Source organism: Streptomyces sp. NPDC031479, from assembly GCF_055581065.1.
This window is the reverse complement of sequence record NZ_JBVIKC010000002.1, coordinates 74,041-88,733: the sequence shown is the minus strand read 5'-3', so window position 1 is coordinate 88,733 and position 14,693 is coordinate 74,041. Positions and strand designations below refer to the sequence as shown.

Genomic DNA, 14,693 nt, shown 5'->3' with positions numbered 1-14,693 from the left:
GTGGGGGGTTACTCCTGAGTCCGTGGTACAAGCAGCCGCGACCCTGTGGAAGTGTCCATGCCAAGAATGTTTCGGGGCGGCTTGGCGCCGGAATCTTCACGCCCGTTGCGTTTGAAGGGGGAACCCGGCCACCCGATCCGGCGAAACACGGGTGCGTGCGGGCACATCGTGCCGGATCATGGGCGCCATGCCAGCAGACCCGCAGGACGCGCTGCCGATTCGCCTGAACGTGGACGACAGTGACTCACCGTCGGATGTCGTCGACGCCCTGTTCCTCGGCCGGTTCGCCTCCGGCGAGCAGCCGTACGCGCAGAGCGTGACGATCGACCGGGTGAAGCCGGAGGCGACGCTGCTGCCGCCGCGGGCGACCGTGCTCCGGTCGGCGCGCGACACCGACCGCAGCGCCACGCTCGCCGAGGGCGAGGGGTGGACCGTGCTCGTCTCCCGCTGGAGCAGGGGCGCCGACGTGACGGTGACCGCGGTCAGCGACGAACTCGCCGCCGGGGTCCTCGACCAGGCCACCGAGGGGGCGCAGGACGAGCCCGAACCGCAGCCCGACAACGTCACGATGGGGTTCTGGTACGTCTCCCCGCGCCGCGGCCCGTACCGCACGACCCGGCAGATCTCCGCGGGCACCTGGGACGAGGTCCGGCCCAACTACACCGCCCCGGTGGCGACGGCGATGGACCGGCTGATGAAGATCACCCCGGACGACATCGCGGGCCGGCTGCTGCTCCTGCACGGACCGCCGGGCACCGGCAAGACCTCTGCGCTGCGGACGCTGGCCCGGTCGTGGCGGGACTGGTGCCAGGTGGACTGCGTCCTGGACCCGGAACGGCTGTTCAACGACGTGGGCTACCTGATGGACATCGCGATCGGCGAGGACGAGGGCTCCGCCAAGGGGCGGTGGCGGCTGCTGCTGCTGGAGGACTGCGACGAGCTGATCCGCGGGGAGGCCCGGCACACGGCGGGTCAGGCCCTGTCGCGGCTGCTGAACCTGACCGACGGTCTGCTCGGGCAGGGCCGCAACGTGCTGGTCGGCGTCACCACCAACGAGGACCTGGAGCGGCTCCATCCCGCGGTCGTCCGCCCGGGGCGCTGCCTGGCCCGCATCGAGGTCGGGCGGCTGACGCGGGGGGAGGCGGTGGACTGGCTCGGCACGGAGGAGGGCGTCTCCCGCGAGGGCGCGACCCTGGCCGAACTCTTCGCCCTGCGCCGCGGCACGGGACCGGCGGCGGTGGTCCCGGCGCAGCCGCAGACGCCGGAGGCGGGCCTGTACCTCTAGCCTCCGGCGGTCACGGGGGGGGCGGCTCGGGGCAGGCCCCCGAACCCCGCCCGCCCGACGGCGGCCCGCGCCCAGACCGCGCCGCTGGCACCGGGCACCGGGCACCGGGCACCGGGCACCGGGCCGAACCAACGACCGCCCGGGGCCCGCCAGGCGAACCGGCCCCGGACCGCGCACGACCTCCGGACACCGGACCGAACCAGCGGCGAACTGCTGCGGGGGCGAGCCGGGTCGGCGGGTGGCTAGGGGGTCGCGTAGCGGGCGCGGAGGGCGGACGTGGCCGCTTCGACGGCTTCCGCCTCCGTCAGGCCGAGGCGGTGCGCCCGCTCCGCGTACGCCTGCGCGGCCGCGGCCGCCTCCCGGGAGGAACCCTCGGCGGCGGCGACGAACGTCCCGTTGCGGCCCCGCGTCTCGATCACCCCGTCGGCCTCCAGCGCCCGGTACGCCTTGGCCACCGTGTTGGCGGCCAGCCCCAGTTCCTCCGCCAGGCCGCGCACCGTCGGCAGCTTGTACCCCGCCGGGAGCTTCCCCGACCGGGCCCGGTCGGCGATCTGCGCGCGCAGTTGTTCGTACGGGGCGGCCGCGCCGGCCGCGCCGTCGATCCTGATCTTGAGGTTGGTCGAGGTCACGCGGCCGATTCTCCCCCATCCGCCGGATAATTCGCAGGCGCGGGCCGCGGCCGCGCCCGTAACGTCGGCCGCATGACCCTTGTGATCCGCGATCTGCGCCCCGCCGACCCCGCGGACGCGGAGGCCGTCGTACGCGTGCGCCGCGCCGCCCTCCCGTTCATGGTGACCACCGCCGCCGGCGTGACCCACGAGCTGGCCGGCGCGCCCGCCGCGAAGCGCTACCGGCTGCTCCTCGCGGAAACCTCCGACGGCCGTGCCATCGGCACCGCCCAGGTCGGGCTCGCGTACGACAGCCCCGAGCCCGGACAGTCGTTCGTCAACGCCTTCGTCGACCCCGCGCACCGGGGTCTGGGCGCCGGGAGCGCGCTGGTGCGCGCCGCCGAGGAGCACCTCGCGGCGGTGGGCGCGCAGGCCTCGTACAGCTGGGTGCTGAACGAGCCGGCGCACCTGGCCTTCGCCGAGCGGCACGGCTACCGCCCCGGCCGCTCCGCGCACTTCCTGCGCCTGGACCTGGCGGCCGGCGCCCTGCCGGCGCTGCCCGTCGCCCTCCCCACCGGGGTGGAACTGCGCCCCGGCTCGGCCTTCGCGGCCGATCCGCGCCCGCTGTTCGAGGCCGACGCCGAGGTGACGGCCGACGAGCCGGGCGACGTACCGGTGGAGCTGAGCGACTACGAGGAGTGGCTGGCCGACGTCTGGAACGACCCGACCCTGGACCACGGGCTGACCACGGTCGCCCTCGTCGACGGCCGGGTGGCCGCCTTCTCGGCCGCCCGGACCGACGGCGCCACCCGCTACTCCTCGGCGATGACCGGCACGTTGCGCGCCCACCGGGGCCGCGGGCTGGCCAAGCTCGCCAAGACGGACTCCCTCCACCGGGCCCGCGCGGCCGGGTACACGGAGGCGTTCACCGGCAACGACGCCGGCAACGGACCGATGCTCGCGATCAACGAGTGGTTCGGGTACGAGATCTGCGCGACCGAGACGCGCTGCACGAGGAAGCTGGGAGCGACACGATGACCACGCGATGGACCGTCACCCTCACCAAGGCCGGCCGCACCAAGATCAGTTATCCGGCGGCGCAGGTGTCCGACGACGGCGACCGGATCTCCGTGCGCGCCCCCTGGGCGGCGGACGGGGTGAAGGACTTCGGCTTCGTGCGCTTCGAGCCGGGCGACGTGTTCGTGGAGCACTTCTGGCGGACGCGCTGGTACGCGGTCAAGGAGGTGTGGAGCGGCGCGGGCGTCCTCAAGGGCTGGTACTGCGACGTGACCCGCCCGGCGGTGGTCCGCGAGGGCGAGATCGTCGTCGACGACCTGGACCTGGACCTGTGGGTGTCGGCGGACGGCGGGTCCGTCCTGCGGCTGGACGAGGACGAGTTCGCGGCGAGCGGCCTCGCCGCGAGCGACCCGGAGGCCGCGGCGCAGGCCGTCCGTGCCCTCGACGCCCTCGACGACCAGGCCCGCTCGGCCCCGGGGCTGCCCGCCCTGCTCGTCTGACGGCACCGAGGGGGAGGGATCCGGGGCCCTTTTCTGTGGGCCCGCTTAGGCCCTCCTTAAGCGGATCCTAAGGATCACCGCGGGGGCCCGGATCCGGGGCCGACGGCGGTTGGCGCGGGCTAGCTTGGCGGGGCCAGGGAGGGTCGGTGGCGGCGGGAGCCCGGTTCGGGACGGCGCCGCGCCGCCCGGTTCCGCTGGCGCGCCCCTGCCTTGTGCCCTAAGGAGATCGACCCATGCCCGCGTCCCGCCGCCGTACCGCCCTCCGTATCGCCGCCGCCGGTCTCGCCCCGCTCGCGGTGGCCGCGTACGCCGCCGGGCCCGCCGCCGCCCACGGTTCGATGACGGACCCGGTGAGCCGGGTGGCGGCCTGCTACGCGGAGGGGCCCGAGTCCCCCAAGTCGGCCGCGTGCAAGGCCGCCGTGGCGGCGAGCGGGACGCAGGCGTTCTACGACTGGAACGCGGTGAACATCGCCAACGCGGCCGGCCAGAGCAAGAAGCTGATCCCCGACGGGCAGCTGTGCTCCGCGGGCAACGCCAAGTACAAGGGGCTGGACCTGCCCCGCGCGGACTGGCCCGCCAGCCCGATGACGGCCGGGGCGCACACCTTCCGCTACAAGGGCACCGCCCCGCACAAGGGCTCCTTCGAGCTGTACGTGACGAAGGACGGCTACGACCCGACGAAGCCGCTGAAGTGGTCCGACCTGGAGCCCGCCCCGTTCGCGAAGGCCACGGACCCGGGCATGCAGAACGGCGACTACGTCTTCAGCGGGACGGTCCCGAAGAAGACGGGCCGTCACCTGATCTACAGCATCTGGCAGCGCTCGGACAGCCCCGAGGCCTTCTACACCTGCTCGGACGTGGTCTTCGGCAAGGACAACGGAGCGGGCGCCGGTACGGGCAGCGGTACGGCGGGCGGCGGTACGGGGAGCACCGCGGGCGGCGCGCCGGCCACCCGGCCCTCCGCCGGATCCGGCACCAAGCCCTCCTCGACGCCCGCCGCGCCCGTGCCCGACACGGACGTGCCGCCGGCCGAGGCGCCGACGGACCGGCAGATCGCCGACGGCGCCGGCAAGTCCTCCGTGGAGCACAACGGCCACGGCGACAACGACCCGAAGACGAACGGCGCGGCGGGCGCCGCGCCGGTCTCCGTTCCGTTCTCCTCGCCGTCCCCGGCCGGCTCCGAGACCGGCGGCCTCGCGCAGACGGGCGGCAGCGGCGCCACCCCGGCGATCGCGGTCGCCGGGGCCGGCGCGCTGGCCGTCGGTGCGGCCGTGATGTTCGCGGTGGCCCGCCGCCGGTCGGCGGCGGGCCGTCACGGCCGCTGACGGGCGGCCCGGACCGCCTGTGCGTCAGTCGAAGACCGACGCACAGGTGGTCCGTTCGGCGTGTGCGGGGTCGAGGGAGTTGACCGCCTCGTGCCAGGCGATGCGGTCGGTGAGGCCAATGGTCACGTGCTCGGAGATGTCCAGCGGGCACAGGTCCTGGAGCAGGACGTTGCGTACGTTCGGCCCGTCGAGGAACTGGGTCCGGTAGGGGGTGACCACCTCGTCGTAGCGGGTGGAGATCACCGTGTACTTCACGCCGGGGACGGTGTCGCCGCCGGCGTTCAGCTTGTTCTGGAAGGCGGACCCGGCGATCTGGTCGGCCAGCCCGGGGGTGGCGGCGCTGATCAGGTCCTCGGCGCCGGGGAAGTACGGGAGGAGCTTGGTGAGTCCGGACAGGGTGGTGCCGTGGTTGTCGGGGGCGAGCCCGACGAGCGCGTTGACCTTGGCGCCGCCGCCCAGGAACTTCAGGTAGTAGCGGGGCATCATGCCGCCCTGGGAGTGGCCGACGAGGTCGGCCTTGGGGGCGCCGGTGGCGGACAGCACCCGGTCGACGAAGGTGTCGAGCTGGGCGGCGGACTGGTCGATGGGGCCGAGCCCGTTGAAGAAGGGCACGCCGGGAAGCTGTCCGTAGTCGAGGGAGTAGACGCAGTACCCGCGGTGGACCAGGTACGGCGCGAAGCCGAGCCAGTTGTCCACGGAGTTCCCGAAGGTGCCGTGGACGAGGACGACGGGGCGCGGGTGCGCGGCGGAGGGTTTGCAGGACCAGTCGTTCCAGCCGCTGCTGGGGCCGGACGCGGCCTGGGCGGCACCGCTGGGGGCGACGAGGGCCGCGGCGGCGAGGGTGAGGACGGCTAGCGGGCGGAGCAGGCGTCTCCAGGGCAGCATGGGGTGATCTCCTTGCGGGTCAAGGGGAATGCGTGGGGGTTCGTCCCGTGATCCGGATCACAAGGGGCTGCTGTCAGCCAAATTACGGGCGAGTAGCAAGACAGGGAAGTTACGCGTCGGTAAAAACTGGTGTGTCGAGGCCGTATCCAGCGCCGCTCCGGAACAATGGACGCCTCCGGACCCGGACTTGAGGTGATCGCGGCCGTGCAGAGCGCTCCCGGCGCGGGTACCGCCCTGGCCGCCCCGTCGGCGCTGGCGGCCGATCCGCTGGTCGCGGCCGTCACGGAGACCGCCGTACGGGTCCTGCGGCCGCGGGCGGAGCACACCGCCGGGGCCGGGGTGCCGCGCACGCACCTGGACGCGCTCGCCGCGTGCGGTGCGTACGGGCTGCTCGGATACGAACCGGACCCGGCGGGCGGACTCACGGCCCGTCAGGTGGTCCGGGAGGTCCACGAGGTGCTGGCGGCCGTCGATCCGTCGACGTGGTTCGTGTGGACGCAGCACGTGCCGGCGGTGAGGGCGCTGCTGGTGGCGGACGGCCCGGACGGGGACGCCGTGCGCGCGCGGTGGCTGCCCGCGCTGCTGGCCGGTGAGCGGCGGGCCACGGCCGGCTACGCCTTCCTGCGCCATCCGCGCCCTCCGGTCACGGCGGAGCGGGTGCCGGGCGGATGGCGGCTCGGGGGGCGGGTGCCGTGGATGACGGGCTGGGGCCTGGCCGACCTGGTCTACGTGGGCGCGGTCACCCCGTCCGACGAGGCGCTGTTCGCGCTGGTGGACTGCGCCGGCCCGGACGGCGGGCTGAGCGCCGTCGGCGGGGCGGCCCCGCTGTGGGCGATGGGCGGTACGCACACGGCCTCGGTCGAGCTGCGCGGGGTGCGCGTGCCCGACGCGCGGGTGGTGGGGCGGATGCCGCGGGCCAACTGGATCCGGGCCTACGACCTGGAGAACGCCGACGCCCAGCCGGCCGTCTTCGGCCAGCTGCGCGCGACCGCCGACTTCCTGCTCGGGTCTCCCCCGTTCGAGGAACTCGGCCTGCGGCTCGCGCGGAGGACGGCCCGGCTGCGCGCGGAGGCCTACGCCCTGCGGGACGGGCTCGCGCCGGGGGAAGGGACCGCCGGGCGGCTCGCCCTGCGGGCCGCCGCCCTGGACCTGGCCGTACGGGCGGCCGCGGCGTGCGTGGCCGTGGCCGGCGGCCGGGCGGTCCAGTTCGGGCACACCGCGGGACGGCTCTCCCGCGAGGCCCAGTTCCACCTGATCCAGGCCCAGACCACCCCGCTGCGCGAGGAGACGGCCCACCGCCTCCTCCCCGACCTGGACGACTGACCGGGCCGCGCCCGCTGCCCGTGCGGAACTTCGGGGCGACCTCGTGAGCCGGGATTCAGCGCCCCGGAGGCGAAGCCGCCCCCAGAAGGAAGGTCGCGGCGGGGCGGACCGTCCCCGGGCCGAAGCGGGCGTTGGCGCGGTCGATGGCGGCTTCGGCCGTGAGGCGGGATTCGCGGGCGGGGTCCAGGGAGAGCTGGCGGGCGGTGCCCGCGGCTGCGGTGAGGTCCTCGGCGCGGAGCACCATGCCGGTGAGCCGGGCCCGTTGCAGACCGGCCGCGTCCATCAGCCGGTACGCGAGGGTGCGCAGGTCCTCGTCGTGGGCGGAGGGTTCGGGCAGCCGCCGGGACTTCTCCCAGCGGGTGCCGCCCGCGAACTGGAGGGTCAGGGACAGGGAGCGGGCGGCCTGGCGGCGTCCGCGCAGGGCGGCGCCGAGCCGTACGACGAGGGCGAGGAGGGCGGCGCGGGCGTGCGGGCCGTCCAGTTCCTGGCGGGTGAAGCCGGTGCGGACGGCGGCCGAGGGGGGCAGGTCGCGCGGGGTGACCGGGCGCGGGTCGATGCCGCGGGCACGGTCGGCGACGAGCCGTCCGGACCGTTTGCCGAGGATCCGTTCGAGGACTCCGGGCGGGACCCGGGTGAGCGCCCCGACGGTGTGCAGCCCGTAGCCGCGCAGGGCTTCGGCCTGGCGGGGGCCGAGCCCGTACAGCGCGTCCACGGGGAGCGGGGCGAGGAAGCCGGCCACCGCCGCCGGGTCGTCGGGGACGGTCAGGGTGCCGCCGCCGGGTTCCGGGATCCGCGCGGAGGCCATGGCCGCCACGGCCCAGGTGCCCGCGACGCCGATCCGGACGTCCGTGCCGAGCCGGGCCACCGCGCGCAGCCGGACGACCTCGGCGATGCGGGCGGGGTCGGCGCCGAAGTACCGCTGGGCGCCCCGCACCTGGACGAGGGCCGCCCGGGGCGGCAGGGCCTGGACGACCGGGGAGAACTCGCGCAGCAGGTCGAGGACCTCGCGGTAGCCCTCGGGGGTCAGGGTGGGGGCGCAGCGCACGTGCAGGACGCCCGCTCCGGAGCGGGGGCGGTTCATCCCGCGCTCCCGGGGCTGGAGTGCCACAGCTTGCGGCCGGTGGCGGCGCGGTCCCCGGGCGGCTGGAGGTCGGCCCACGGGTTCATCTCGTAGCCGGTCGGGAGGTGGATGCGGCGGCCGTTGCCGGGGGTGGCCGTCGGCGTGGGCAGGGGGGCGGCCAGGCGGGCCGTGACGGCTCCGAGGCCTTCGCGGGCGCGCAGTTCCGCCAGTTCGGCGAGGTCCCAGGCGGCCGCTCCGACGACGCTCAGGCTCTGCGGTCCGCGCCGCTGCACGACGCCCCGGACCAGGAGCAGGAAGGAGTGGAAGACGGTGTGGGCGCAGGCTTCCTGGCTGTCGTCGAAGAAGGCGAGGTCGACGAGGCCGGTGCCGTCGTCGAGGGTGGTGAAGACGACCCGTTTCCCGGAGCGGATCGGCGGGGTCTGGGTGGCGGCCTTGGCGCCGGCGACCAGGACGGTCCGGCCGTGCGCGGTGTCCCGCAGGCGGCGGGCCGGGACGACGCCCAGTTCGGCGAGGAAGGCGTGGTGGTCCCCCATGAGGTGGCGGGAGGCGTCCATGCCGAGGACGCCGAGTTCGGCGCTGAGCCGTTCGGCTTCGGTGAGGTCGGGCAGTCCGACGGGGGCGGTGGAGCGGCCTCCGCCCAGCGGCAGTTGGGTGGAGCCCCTGGCCCCGGCGGCGCGCTGGGTGCCGTGGAGTTCCGCCAGGTGCAGCAGCAGGTCGCGGCGGTTGGCGCCGAAGGCGTCCAGCGCGCCGACCTGGGCGAGGCGTTCGGCGACGGGGCGGCCGGGGTGCGCCCGGTCCCAGAAGTCGCGCAGCGAGGCGTAGGGCCGGCCGGCCTCGATGCGCAGGGCTTCGGCCTCGCTGATGCCGTGGACGTCGGAGAGGGCGAGCCGCAGGCCCCACCGCTCCGGTTCACCGGACACCAGTTCGATGCGGTGGGTGGTCGCCGAGTGGTTCACGTCCAGCGGCAGCACCGGAACGCCCCGGCGCCGCGCGTCGGCCAGCAGCAGCCGCTTGGGGTACATCCCGGGGTCGTGGGTGAGGAGTCCGGCGTAGAAGGCCGCCGGGTGGTGGGCCTTGAGCCAGGCCGACTGGTACGTCGGCACGGCGAAGGCCACGGCGTGCGCCTTGCAGAAGCCGTAGCTGCCGAAGGCCTCGACGATCTCCCAGGTACGGGCGATCACCTCCGCCGCGTAGCCCCGCGCGGCCGCGGTCGCCGCGAACCAGGCCTTGATCCGGCCCTGGGAGTCCGGGTCGGAGAGCCCGCGCCGGACCCGGTCGGCCTCGTCCCGTCCGCAGCCGGTCATGACGTGCACGATCTCGATGATCTGCTCGTGGAAGACGACGACCCCGTAGGTCTCGCGCAGTGCGTCGGCGAGGTCGGGGTGCGGGAAGCGGACCGGGGCCCGCCCGTGCCGGGCCTCGATGAAGGGGCGCACCATGTCGGCGGCCACCGGGCCCGGACGGAAGAGGGAGATGTCGACGACCAGGTCGTGGAAGGCCGTCGGCTGGAGCCGGCCCACCAGGTCGCGCTGGCCCGGGGACTCGATCTGGAAGCAGCCCAGCGTCTCGGCGGAGCGGATCAGTTCGTACGTCGGCCCGTCTCCCGGCGGCACCTGCGCCGGGTCGTCCAGGTCGAGTTCGCGTCCCGTGGCCCGCCGCAGCTCCGCGACGGCGTGGGCCATCGCGGACTGCATCCGCACGCCCAGGACGTCGAGTTTGAGCAGCCCGAGGTCCTCCACGTCCTCCTTGTCGAACTGGGACATGGGGAAGCCCTCGCCGCTGGTGGGGACCACCGGGGTGCGGGCGAGCAGGGTGGCGTCGGAGAGCAGGACCCCGCACGGGTGCATGGCGGTGCCGCGCGGCAGCGCGTCCAGGGCCTCGACGAGGTCCCACAGCCGCTCGTACGGCCCGCCGCTCGTCCCGTCCCGTACGTCGCGCAGTTCGGGCAGTTCCTCCAGGGCGGCACGGGCGTCGCGGGCGCGGATGTGCGGGAAGGCCTTGGCGAGGCGGTCGACGGTGGCCGGGTCCATGGACAGGGCGGCGCCGACGTCGCGGACGGCGTGGCGGACCCGGTAGGTCTCGGGCATGGCGACGGTGGCGACGCGTTCGGCGCCGAAGCGGGCGATGATCCGGCGGTACACCTCCAGCCGGCGGGCGGACTCCACGTCGATGTCGATGTCGGGCAGGACGCGGCGGCGCTTGGACAGGAAGCGCTCCATCAGCAGTCCGTGCGCGAGGGGGTCGGCGTGCGCGATGCCGAGGAGGTGGTTGACGAGGGAGCCGGCGCCGGAGCCCCGGGCGGCCACCCGGATGCCCATCTCCCGTACGTCGTCGACGACCTGGGCGACCGTCAGGAAGTACGAGGCGTAGCCGTGGTGGGCGATGACGTCGAGTTCCTCGTGCATCCGCTCCCAGTACGCGGGGTCGTCGGCGTGGCCGCGCAGCACCAGGCCCGCCGACGCCCGGGAGGTGAGCACCCGCTGGGCGGTACGGCGGGCGGCGCCGACGAGGCGGGCCTCGGGGAAGTGCACGGAGCCGATGCCGAGGTCGTCCTCGGGGTCGACGGAGCAGGCCTCGGCGGTCTCCCGGGTCCGCGCGAGCAGGCGGCGGGCGTCGGCGGGGCGCAGGCCGGCGGCCTCGGCGATCCGGTCGGCGGCCTCCGCCATGCGGCCGGGGTCCTTGAGCCAGCGTTCGCCGCCGTCGAGGGGGCCCCGGGGGTCGACGGGGACCAGGCGGCGGGCGGCGTCGAGGACGTCGGCGACGGGGCCCTGGCCCGGGTCGGCGTAGCGGACGGCGTTGGTGAGCACGGCCGGGACGCCCTGCTCGGCGGCGAAGCCGACGGTACGGGCGGCCAGCCGCAGCGAGCCGGGGCCGGTACCGGTGCGGCCGTGGTGGACGGCCTCCAGGCGCAGGGCGTCCCCGTAGACCTCCCGCCAGGGCGCGAGCAGCCGGGCCGCCCGGTCGGGGCGCCCGGCGGCGAGCGCCCGGCCCACCTCGGAACCGGGCCCGAGCAGCACGAACACCCCGTCGCCGGACAGTGCCTCCCGGGGCACCACCGGCTGCGGCCCGGGGCCGCCCGGTGCGGAGCCCGCCCCGGCGGACTCCGCGGCCTCCCCCCGCCCGGCCGGGTCCGCGGCGTGGGCGGCGGTGACCATCCGGCACAGCTGCGCCCATCCGGCGGCGCCGTCGCGGGCCAGGAAGAGGGCTCGCGGGGCGGACTCGTCGACGAAGGCCCCGCCCTTGACGGGGACCCGCCTGCGGTACGAGGCCTCACCGGCCCCGCCCGCGGGGGTCCCGGCCCGGGATCCGGCGGCCGGCTCAGCGGGGGACACGGCCAGGTCCACCCCGAACAGGGGCCGGATCCCGGCCTTCGCGGCCGCCTTCGCGAACCGCACCGCGCCCGCGAGGGTGTCGCGGTCGGTCAGGGCGAGGGCGTCCATGCCCCGCTCGACGGCGCGCTCCGCCAGCCGCTCCGGGTGCGAAGCCCCGTACCGCGTGGAGAACCCCGAAACGGTGTGCAGATGCGTAAAACCAGGCACCCGCGGCCTCCTGCTTCGCTCGAATCAACACCTCCCCCGGCTCCACCATAGAGCAATTCGAATATCCGTGCGAAACAGTTGTTCGATCATCCATTCGGTCCTCCCCTGCTGCGCCCGGCCCCCGTCGCGTCGAGCGTGAGGGACATGACCCAGCCCACCGAGAGTCCCGCCGCCGAGCCGACCGGCGGCTTCCTCGCCGAGGTCAAGGACGCCGTGACCGTCCGGGCCGCCCTGCTGGTCCTGGGCGTACTGGCCCTCCAGCTGGCCTTCGTCACCTCGTACATCGGGGCCTTCCACCATCCCGAGCCCCACGAGATCCCGATCGCGGTGGCCGCCCCCGTCGAGCGGGTCGCCCAGGAGTCGGCGCAGCGGCTCGCCGCACTCCCCGGCAAACCCCTCGACCCCCGCGCGGTCGAGAACGAGGTCGCCGCCGTCACCCAGGTCGAGAACCGGGAGGCCGACGGCGCGCTGGTCATCGACCCGGCCGGCACCACCGACCGGCTGATCGTCGCGAGCGGCGCCGGGGCCTCGCTCTCCCAGGCCCTGGAGCAGGTCGTCGGCGCGGTCGAGAAGGCCCAGGGGCGCAGCGTCCGGGTCGTCGACGTGGCCCCCGCCTACCGGGGCGACGCCCGCGGGCTCAGTTCCTTCTACCTGGTCATCGGCTGGTGCGTGGGCGGCTACCTGTGCGCGGCGATCCTCGCGATCAGCGCCGGGGCCCGTCCCGCCAACATCCACCGCGCCGTCATCCGGCTCGGCGCGCTCCTCCTGTACTCCCTCGTCGCGGGGCTGCTCGGCGCGGTCATCGCCGGCCCGGTGCTGGACGCGCTGCCCGGCTCGCTCATGGGGCTGTGGGGCCTGGGCACCCTGGTGGTCTTCGCGGTCGGCGCCATCACCCTGGCCTTCCAGGGGCTGGCGGGCGTGATCGGCATCGGCCTGGCCATCCTGCTGGTCGTGGTGCTCGGCAACCCGAGCGCCGGGGGCGCCTACCCGTACCCGCTGCTGCCGCCGTTCTGGAGCGCGATCGGCCCGGCCCTGCCGCCGGGCGCCGGCACGTACGCCGCCCGCTCCATCACCTACTTCCACGGCAACGGCGCCCGCGGGCCGATGCTCGTGCTGTCCGCCTGGGCCGTGGCCGGCGCCGCGGTCACCCTGGCCTGCGCGGTCACGCGCCGGGGCAGACCGGGGGCGGCCGTGGGCAGCGGCCTGCCCGATCCCGACCCGCCCGTCCCCCGCCCCTCCGGCGGAACCGGCCCCGCACGGTGAACACCCCCGCCCGGTGGCGCCCCGGACGGCGGCCGGAGGCGCAAGCCCTCCCGGACGGCCGCCCGGCCGCCCGGCCGCCCGGCCCCCACGGGCACCGCGACCGCTCCGCGCGGCGGGGCCTCGAACTCCGCGCCCGCGCCGTCCGCGCCGACGCCGAGCCTCCCGTAGCCGAAGAACCGCCGCCGTGGCTCAGCCCGCCCGGTGGACGATTTCGCCCGCGACCACCACCGTTTCGGCCACCGTGCCCGGGATCCGGTCCGCCGGGACGCGCAGGATGTCGCGGGACAGCACCACGAAGTCCGCAGCCTTGCCGACGGTGAGGGAACCGCGTTCCGCCTCCAGGAAGTTGGCGTGGGCGGAGCCCATCGTGTAGCCGTACACCGCCGTCTCCACGTCCACCGTCTCCGCCGGCTGCCACGCGGGGCCCCCGCCGGACAGCGGGCGGCGGGTGACCGCCGTGTAGATGCCGACCATCGGGTCCATCTCGGCGACGTTCCAGTCGCTGGAGAAGGCGAGCACCGCCCCGGCCTCGTGCAGGCTCCGCATCGGCCAGGCCTTGTGCCAGCGCTCCTCCCCCACGTTCTCGGCCCAGTCCTGGCCGGGGCCCGCGATCTCGGGCGCGCAGTGCCGCGGCTGCATGCAGGCGACCACGCCCAGCTCGGCGAAGCGCGGCACGTCCTCGGGGTCCAGGCACTCCACGTGCACCACCTGGTGGCGGGCGTCGCGCGGGCCGTTGACGGTGCGGGCGTGCGCGACGGCGTCCAGGACGGTGCGGATGCCCCGGTCGCCGGTGGCGTGGACGAAGCACTGGAAGCCCCGCGCGTCCAGCTTCGCCAGCAGCTCCGCGAACTCCTCGGCCGGGTAGAAGGTCTCGCCCCGGTGGTGGCCGCAGCCCGCGTACGGTTCCAGCAGCGCGGCCGTACGGGGTTCCACCACGTCGTCGATGTACAGCTTGAGCGGGCCCACCCGCAGCCGGTCCCCGGCGAACCGCCGGGCGGCTTCGGCGAACTCGTCCAGGTCGGCGTCGCCGGTGCCGCGCGGGTGGAACAGGGCGGCGACGATCCGCGAGCGCAGCCGGCCCTCGGCGCGGGCCCGTTCGTACAGTTCGAGGTCGTCGAGGGAGTTCTGCGGTTCGACGACGGTGGTGATGCCGAAGCCGATGGCGTCGTCGAGGCTCCTGGCGAGGCGTCCGTACTGCCGGTCGGGCGAGGCCCACGGCACGCCCAGTTCGCGCAGCGCCCGGTGACCGTCCCGGGACAGGCCCTTGACGGCGAAGTCCTTGACGAAGCCGGTGGGTTCGCCGGTCACCGGGTCCACGGCGGCCGTGCCGAAGGCCAGGTCCGTACGGTCCCGGGTGACGCCCAGCCGGTGCAGGGCGGCGGTGTTCAGCCAGGCCGTGTGGACGTCGTACGAGAGCACGATCGCCGGGACGTCCCCGGTGACCGGGTCCAGGTCCGCGGCGGTGGGCATCCGGCCGCCCGGGATCGCGGAGTAGTCGAAGGCCTCGGCCTCGATCCACTCGGCGTCGGGGTGCTCCGCCCGCCAGGCCCGTATCCGCTCCCGGATGCCCTCCAGGGTGCGCACCCCCGCGAGCTGGACGCAGTCCGCGTCGGATCCGAGCCGGACGTGGTTGTGGGCGTCGACGAACCCGGGCAGGACCAGCCGGCCGCCCGCGTCGATCCGCTCGGTGTCCGGCCCGGCCCAGGCATCCGCCCCGGCATCGGGGCCGACCCAGACGATCACCCCGTCGCGGACGGCGAGGGCCTCGGCCTCGGGCAGGTCCGGGTCCACGGTGTGGATCCGGGCTCCGGTCAGCAGCAGGTCGGCGGGGAGGGGACGGGACATGGGTGCTCCAGGGTGCGTGGAC

11 protein-coding genes are annotated in these 14,693 nt (G+C 75.3%); 6 read left to right on the top strand and 5 right to left on the bottom strand.

The window, feature by feature from the left end; genetic code table 11:
- Window positions 1-187: 187 nt before the first annotated feature.
- On the top strand, window positions 188-1,285 hold the full coding sequence (locus ACZ5D2_RS02970) for a DUF5925 domain-containing protein (protein WP_371679251.1): 1,098 nt from the start codon (window positions 188-190) through the stop codon (window positions 1,283-1,285).
- A gap of 242 nt (window positions 1,286-1,527) precedes the next feature.
- Here the strand turns inward: ACZ5D2_RS02970 and ACZ5D2_RS02965 are convergent, their stop codons facing one another.
- On the bottom strand, window positions 1,528-1,914 hold the full coding sequence (locus tag ACZ5D2_RS02965; protein ID WP_371679250.1) for a GntR family transcriptional regulator: 387 nt from the start codon (window positions 1,912-1,914) through the stop codon (window positions 1,528-1,530).
- Window positions 1,915-1,986: 72 nt separating this feature from the next.
- Here ACZ5D2_RS02965 and ACZ5D2_RS02960 point away from each other — a divergent pair, with 72 nt between their 5' ends.
- From ACZ5D2_RS02960 to ACZ5D2_RS02950, 3 genes are all read left to right on the top strand, one after another.
- Window positions 1,987-2,931, top strand: coding sequence for a GNAT family N-acetyltransferase (locus ACZ5D2_RS02960; RefSeq protein WP_468926788.1), 945 nt, complete (start codon window positions 1,987-1,989; stop codon window positions 2,929-2,931).
- A complete protein-coding gene (locus tag ACZ5D2_RS02955; RefSeq protein WP_371679248.1) occupies window positions 2,928-3,410 on the top strand; it encodes a ribonuclease FAU-1 family protein in 483 nt (160 codons plus the stop codon). Before ACZ5D2_RS02960 ends, ACZ5D2_RS02955 begins: the two co-directional genes overlap by 4 nt.
- 233 nt (window positions 3,411-3,643) lie before the next feature.
- The gene (locus tag ACZ5D2_RS02950) at window positions 3,644-4,735 is read left to right on the top strand and encodes a lytic polysaccharide monooxygenase auxiliary activity family 9 protein (RefSeq protein ID WP_468926783.1); all 1,092 of its coding nucleotides are present in this window, start codon (window positions 3,644-3,646) and stop codon (window positions 4,733-4,735) included.
- 24 nt (window positions 4,736-4,759) lie between these two features.
- On the opposite strand, the gene ACZ5D2_RS02945 is transcribed toward ACZ5D2_RS02950, so the two are convergent.
- Window positions 4,760-5,620, bottom strand: a complete 861-nt coding sequence (locus ACZ5D2_RS02945; protein ID WP_371679246.1) for an esterase/lipase family protein — start codon at window positions 5,618-5,620, stop codon at window positions 4,760-4,762.
- A 204-nt stretch (window positions 5,621-5,824) separates the two neighbouring features.
- Between ACZ5D2_RS02945 and ACZ5D2_RS02940 the strand changes: the two genes are divergently transcribed.
- Complete coding sequence (locus ACZ5D2_RS02940) at window positions 5,825-6,943, top strand: acyl-CoA dehydrogenase (protein ID WP_371679245.1); 1,119 nt, start codon at window positions 5,825-5,827, stop codon at window positions 6,941-6,943.
- A gap of 55 nt (window positions 6,944-6,998) precedes the next feature.
- Here the strand turns inward: ACZ5D2_RS02940 and ACZ5D2_RS02935 are convergent, their stop codons facing one another.
- Together ACZ5D2_RS02935 and ACZ5D2_RS02930 are read right to left on the bottom strand one after the other, a co-directional pair.
- Window positions 6,999-8,024 carry a DNA polymerase Y family protein gene (locus ACZ5D2_RS02935; RefSeq protein ID WP_371679244.1) on the bottom strand — a complete coding sequence of 342 codons (1,026 nt, stop codon included), beginning with the start codon at window positions 8,022-8,024 and terminating at the stop codon, window positions 6,999-7,001.
- Window positions 8,021-11,563 (bottom strand): DNA polymerase III subunit alpha, encoded by a 3,543-nt coding sequence (locus ACZ5D2_RS02930; RefSeq protein ID WP_371679243.1) that lies wholly within the window; start codon window positions 11,561-11,563, stop codon window positions 8,021-8,023. The genes ACZ5D2_RS02935 and ACZ5D2_RS02930 overlap by 4 nt, the downstream gene beginning before the upstream one ends.
- A gap of 144 nt (window positions 11,564-11,707) precedes the next feature.
- On the opposite strand from ACZ5D2_RS02930, the gene ACZ5D2_RS02925 reads away from it, so the two are divergent.
- Window positions 11,708-12,826, top strand: coding sequence for a DUF3533 domain-containing protein (locus tag ACZ5D2_RS02925; protein WP_371679242.1), 1,119 nt, complete (start codon window positions 11,708-11,710; stop codon window positions 12,824-12,826).
- 189 nt (window positions 12,827-13,015) lie between these two features.
- On the opposite strand, the gene ACZ5D2_RS02920 is transcribed toward ACZ5D2_RS02925, so the two are convergent.
- Window positions 13,016-14,671, bottom strand: a complete 1,656-nt coding sequence (locus ACZ5D2_RS02920; protein WP_371679241.1) for an amidohydrolase — start codon at window positions 14,669-14,671, stop codon at window positions 13,016-13,018.
- Between the last annotated feature and the right edge of the window lie 22 nt (window positions 14,672-14,693).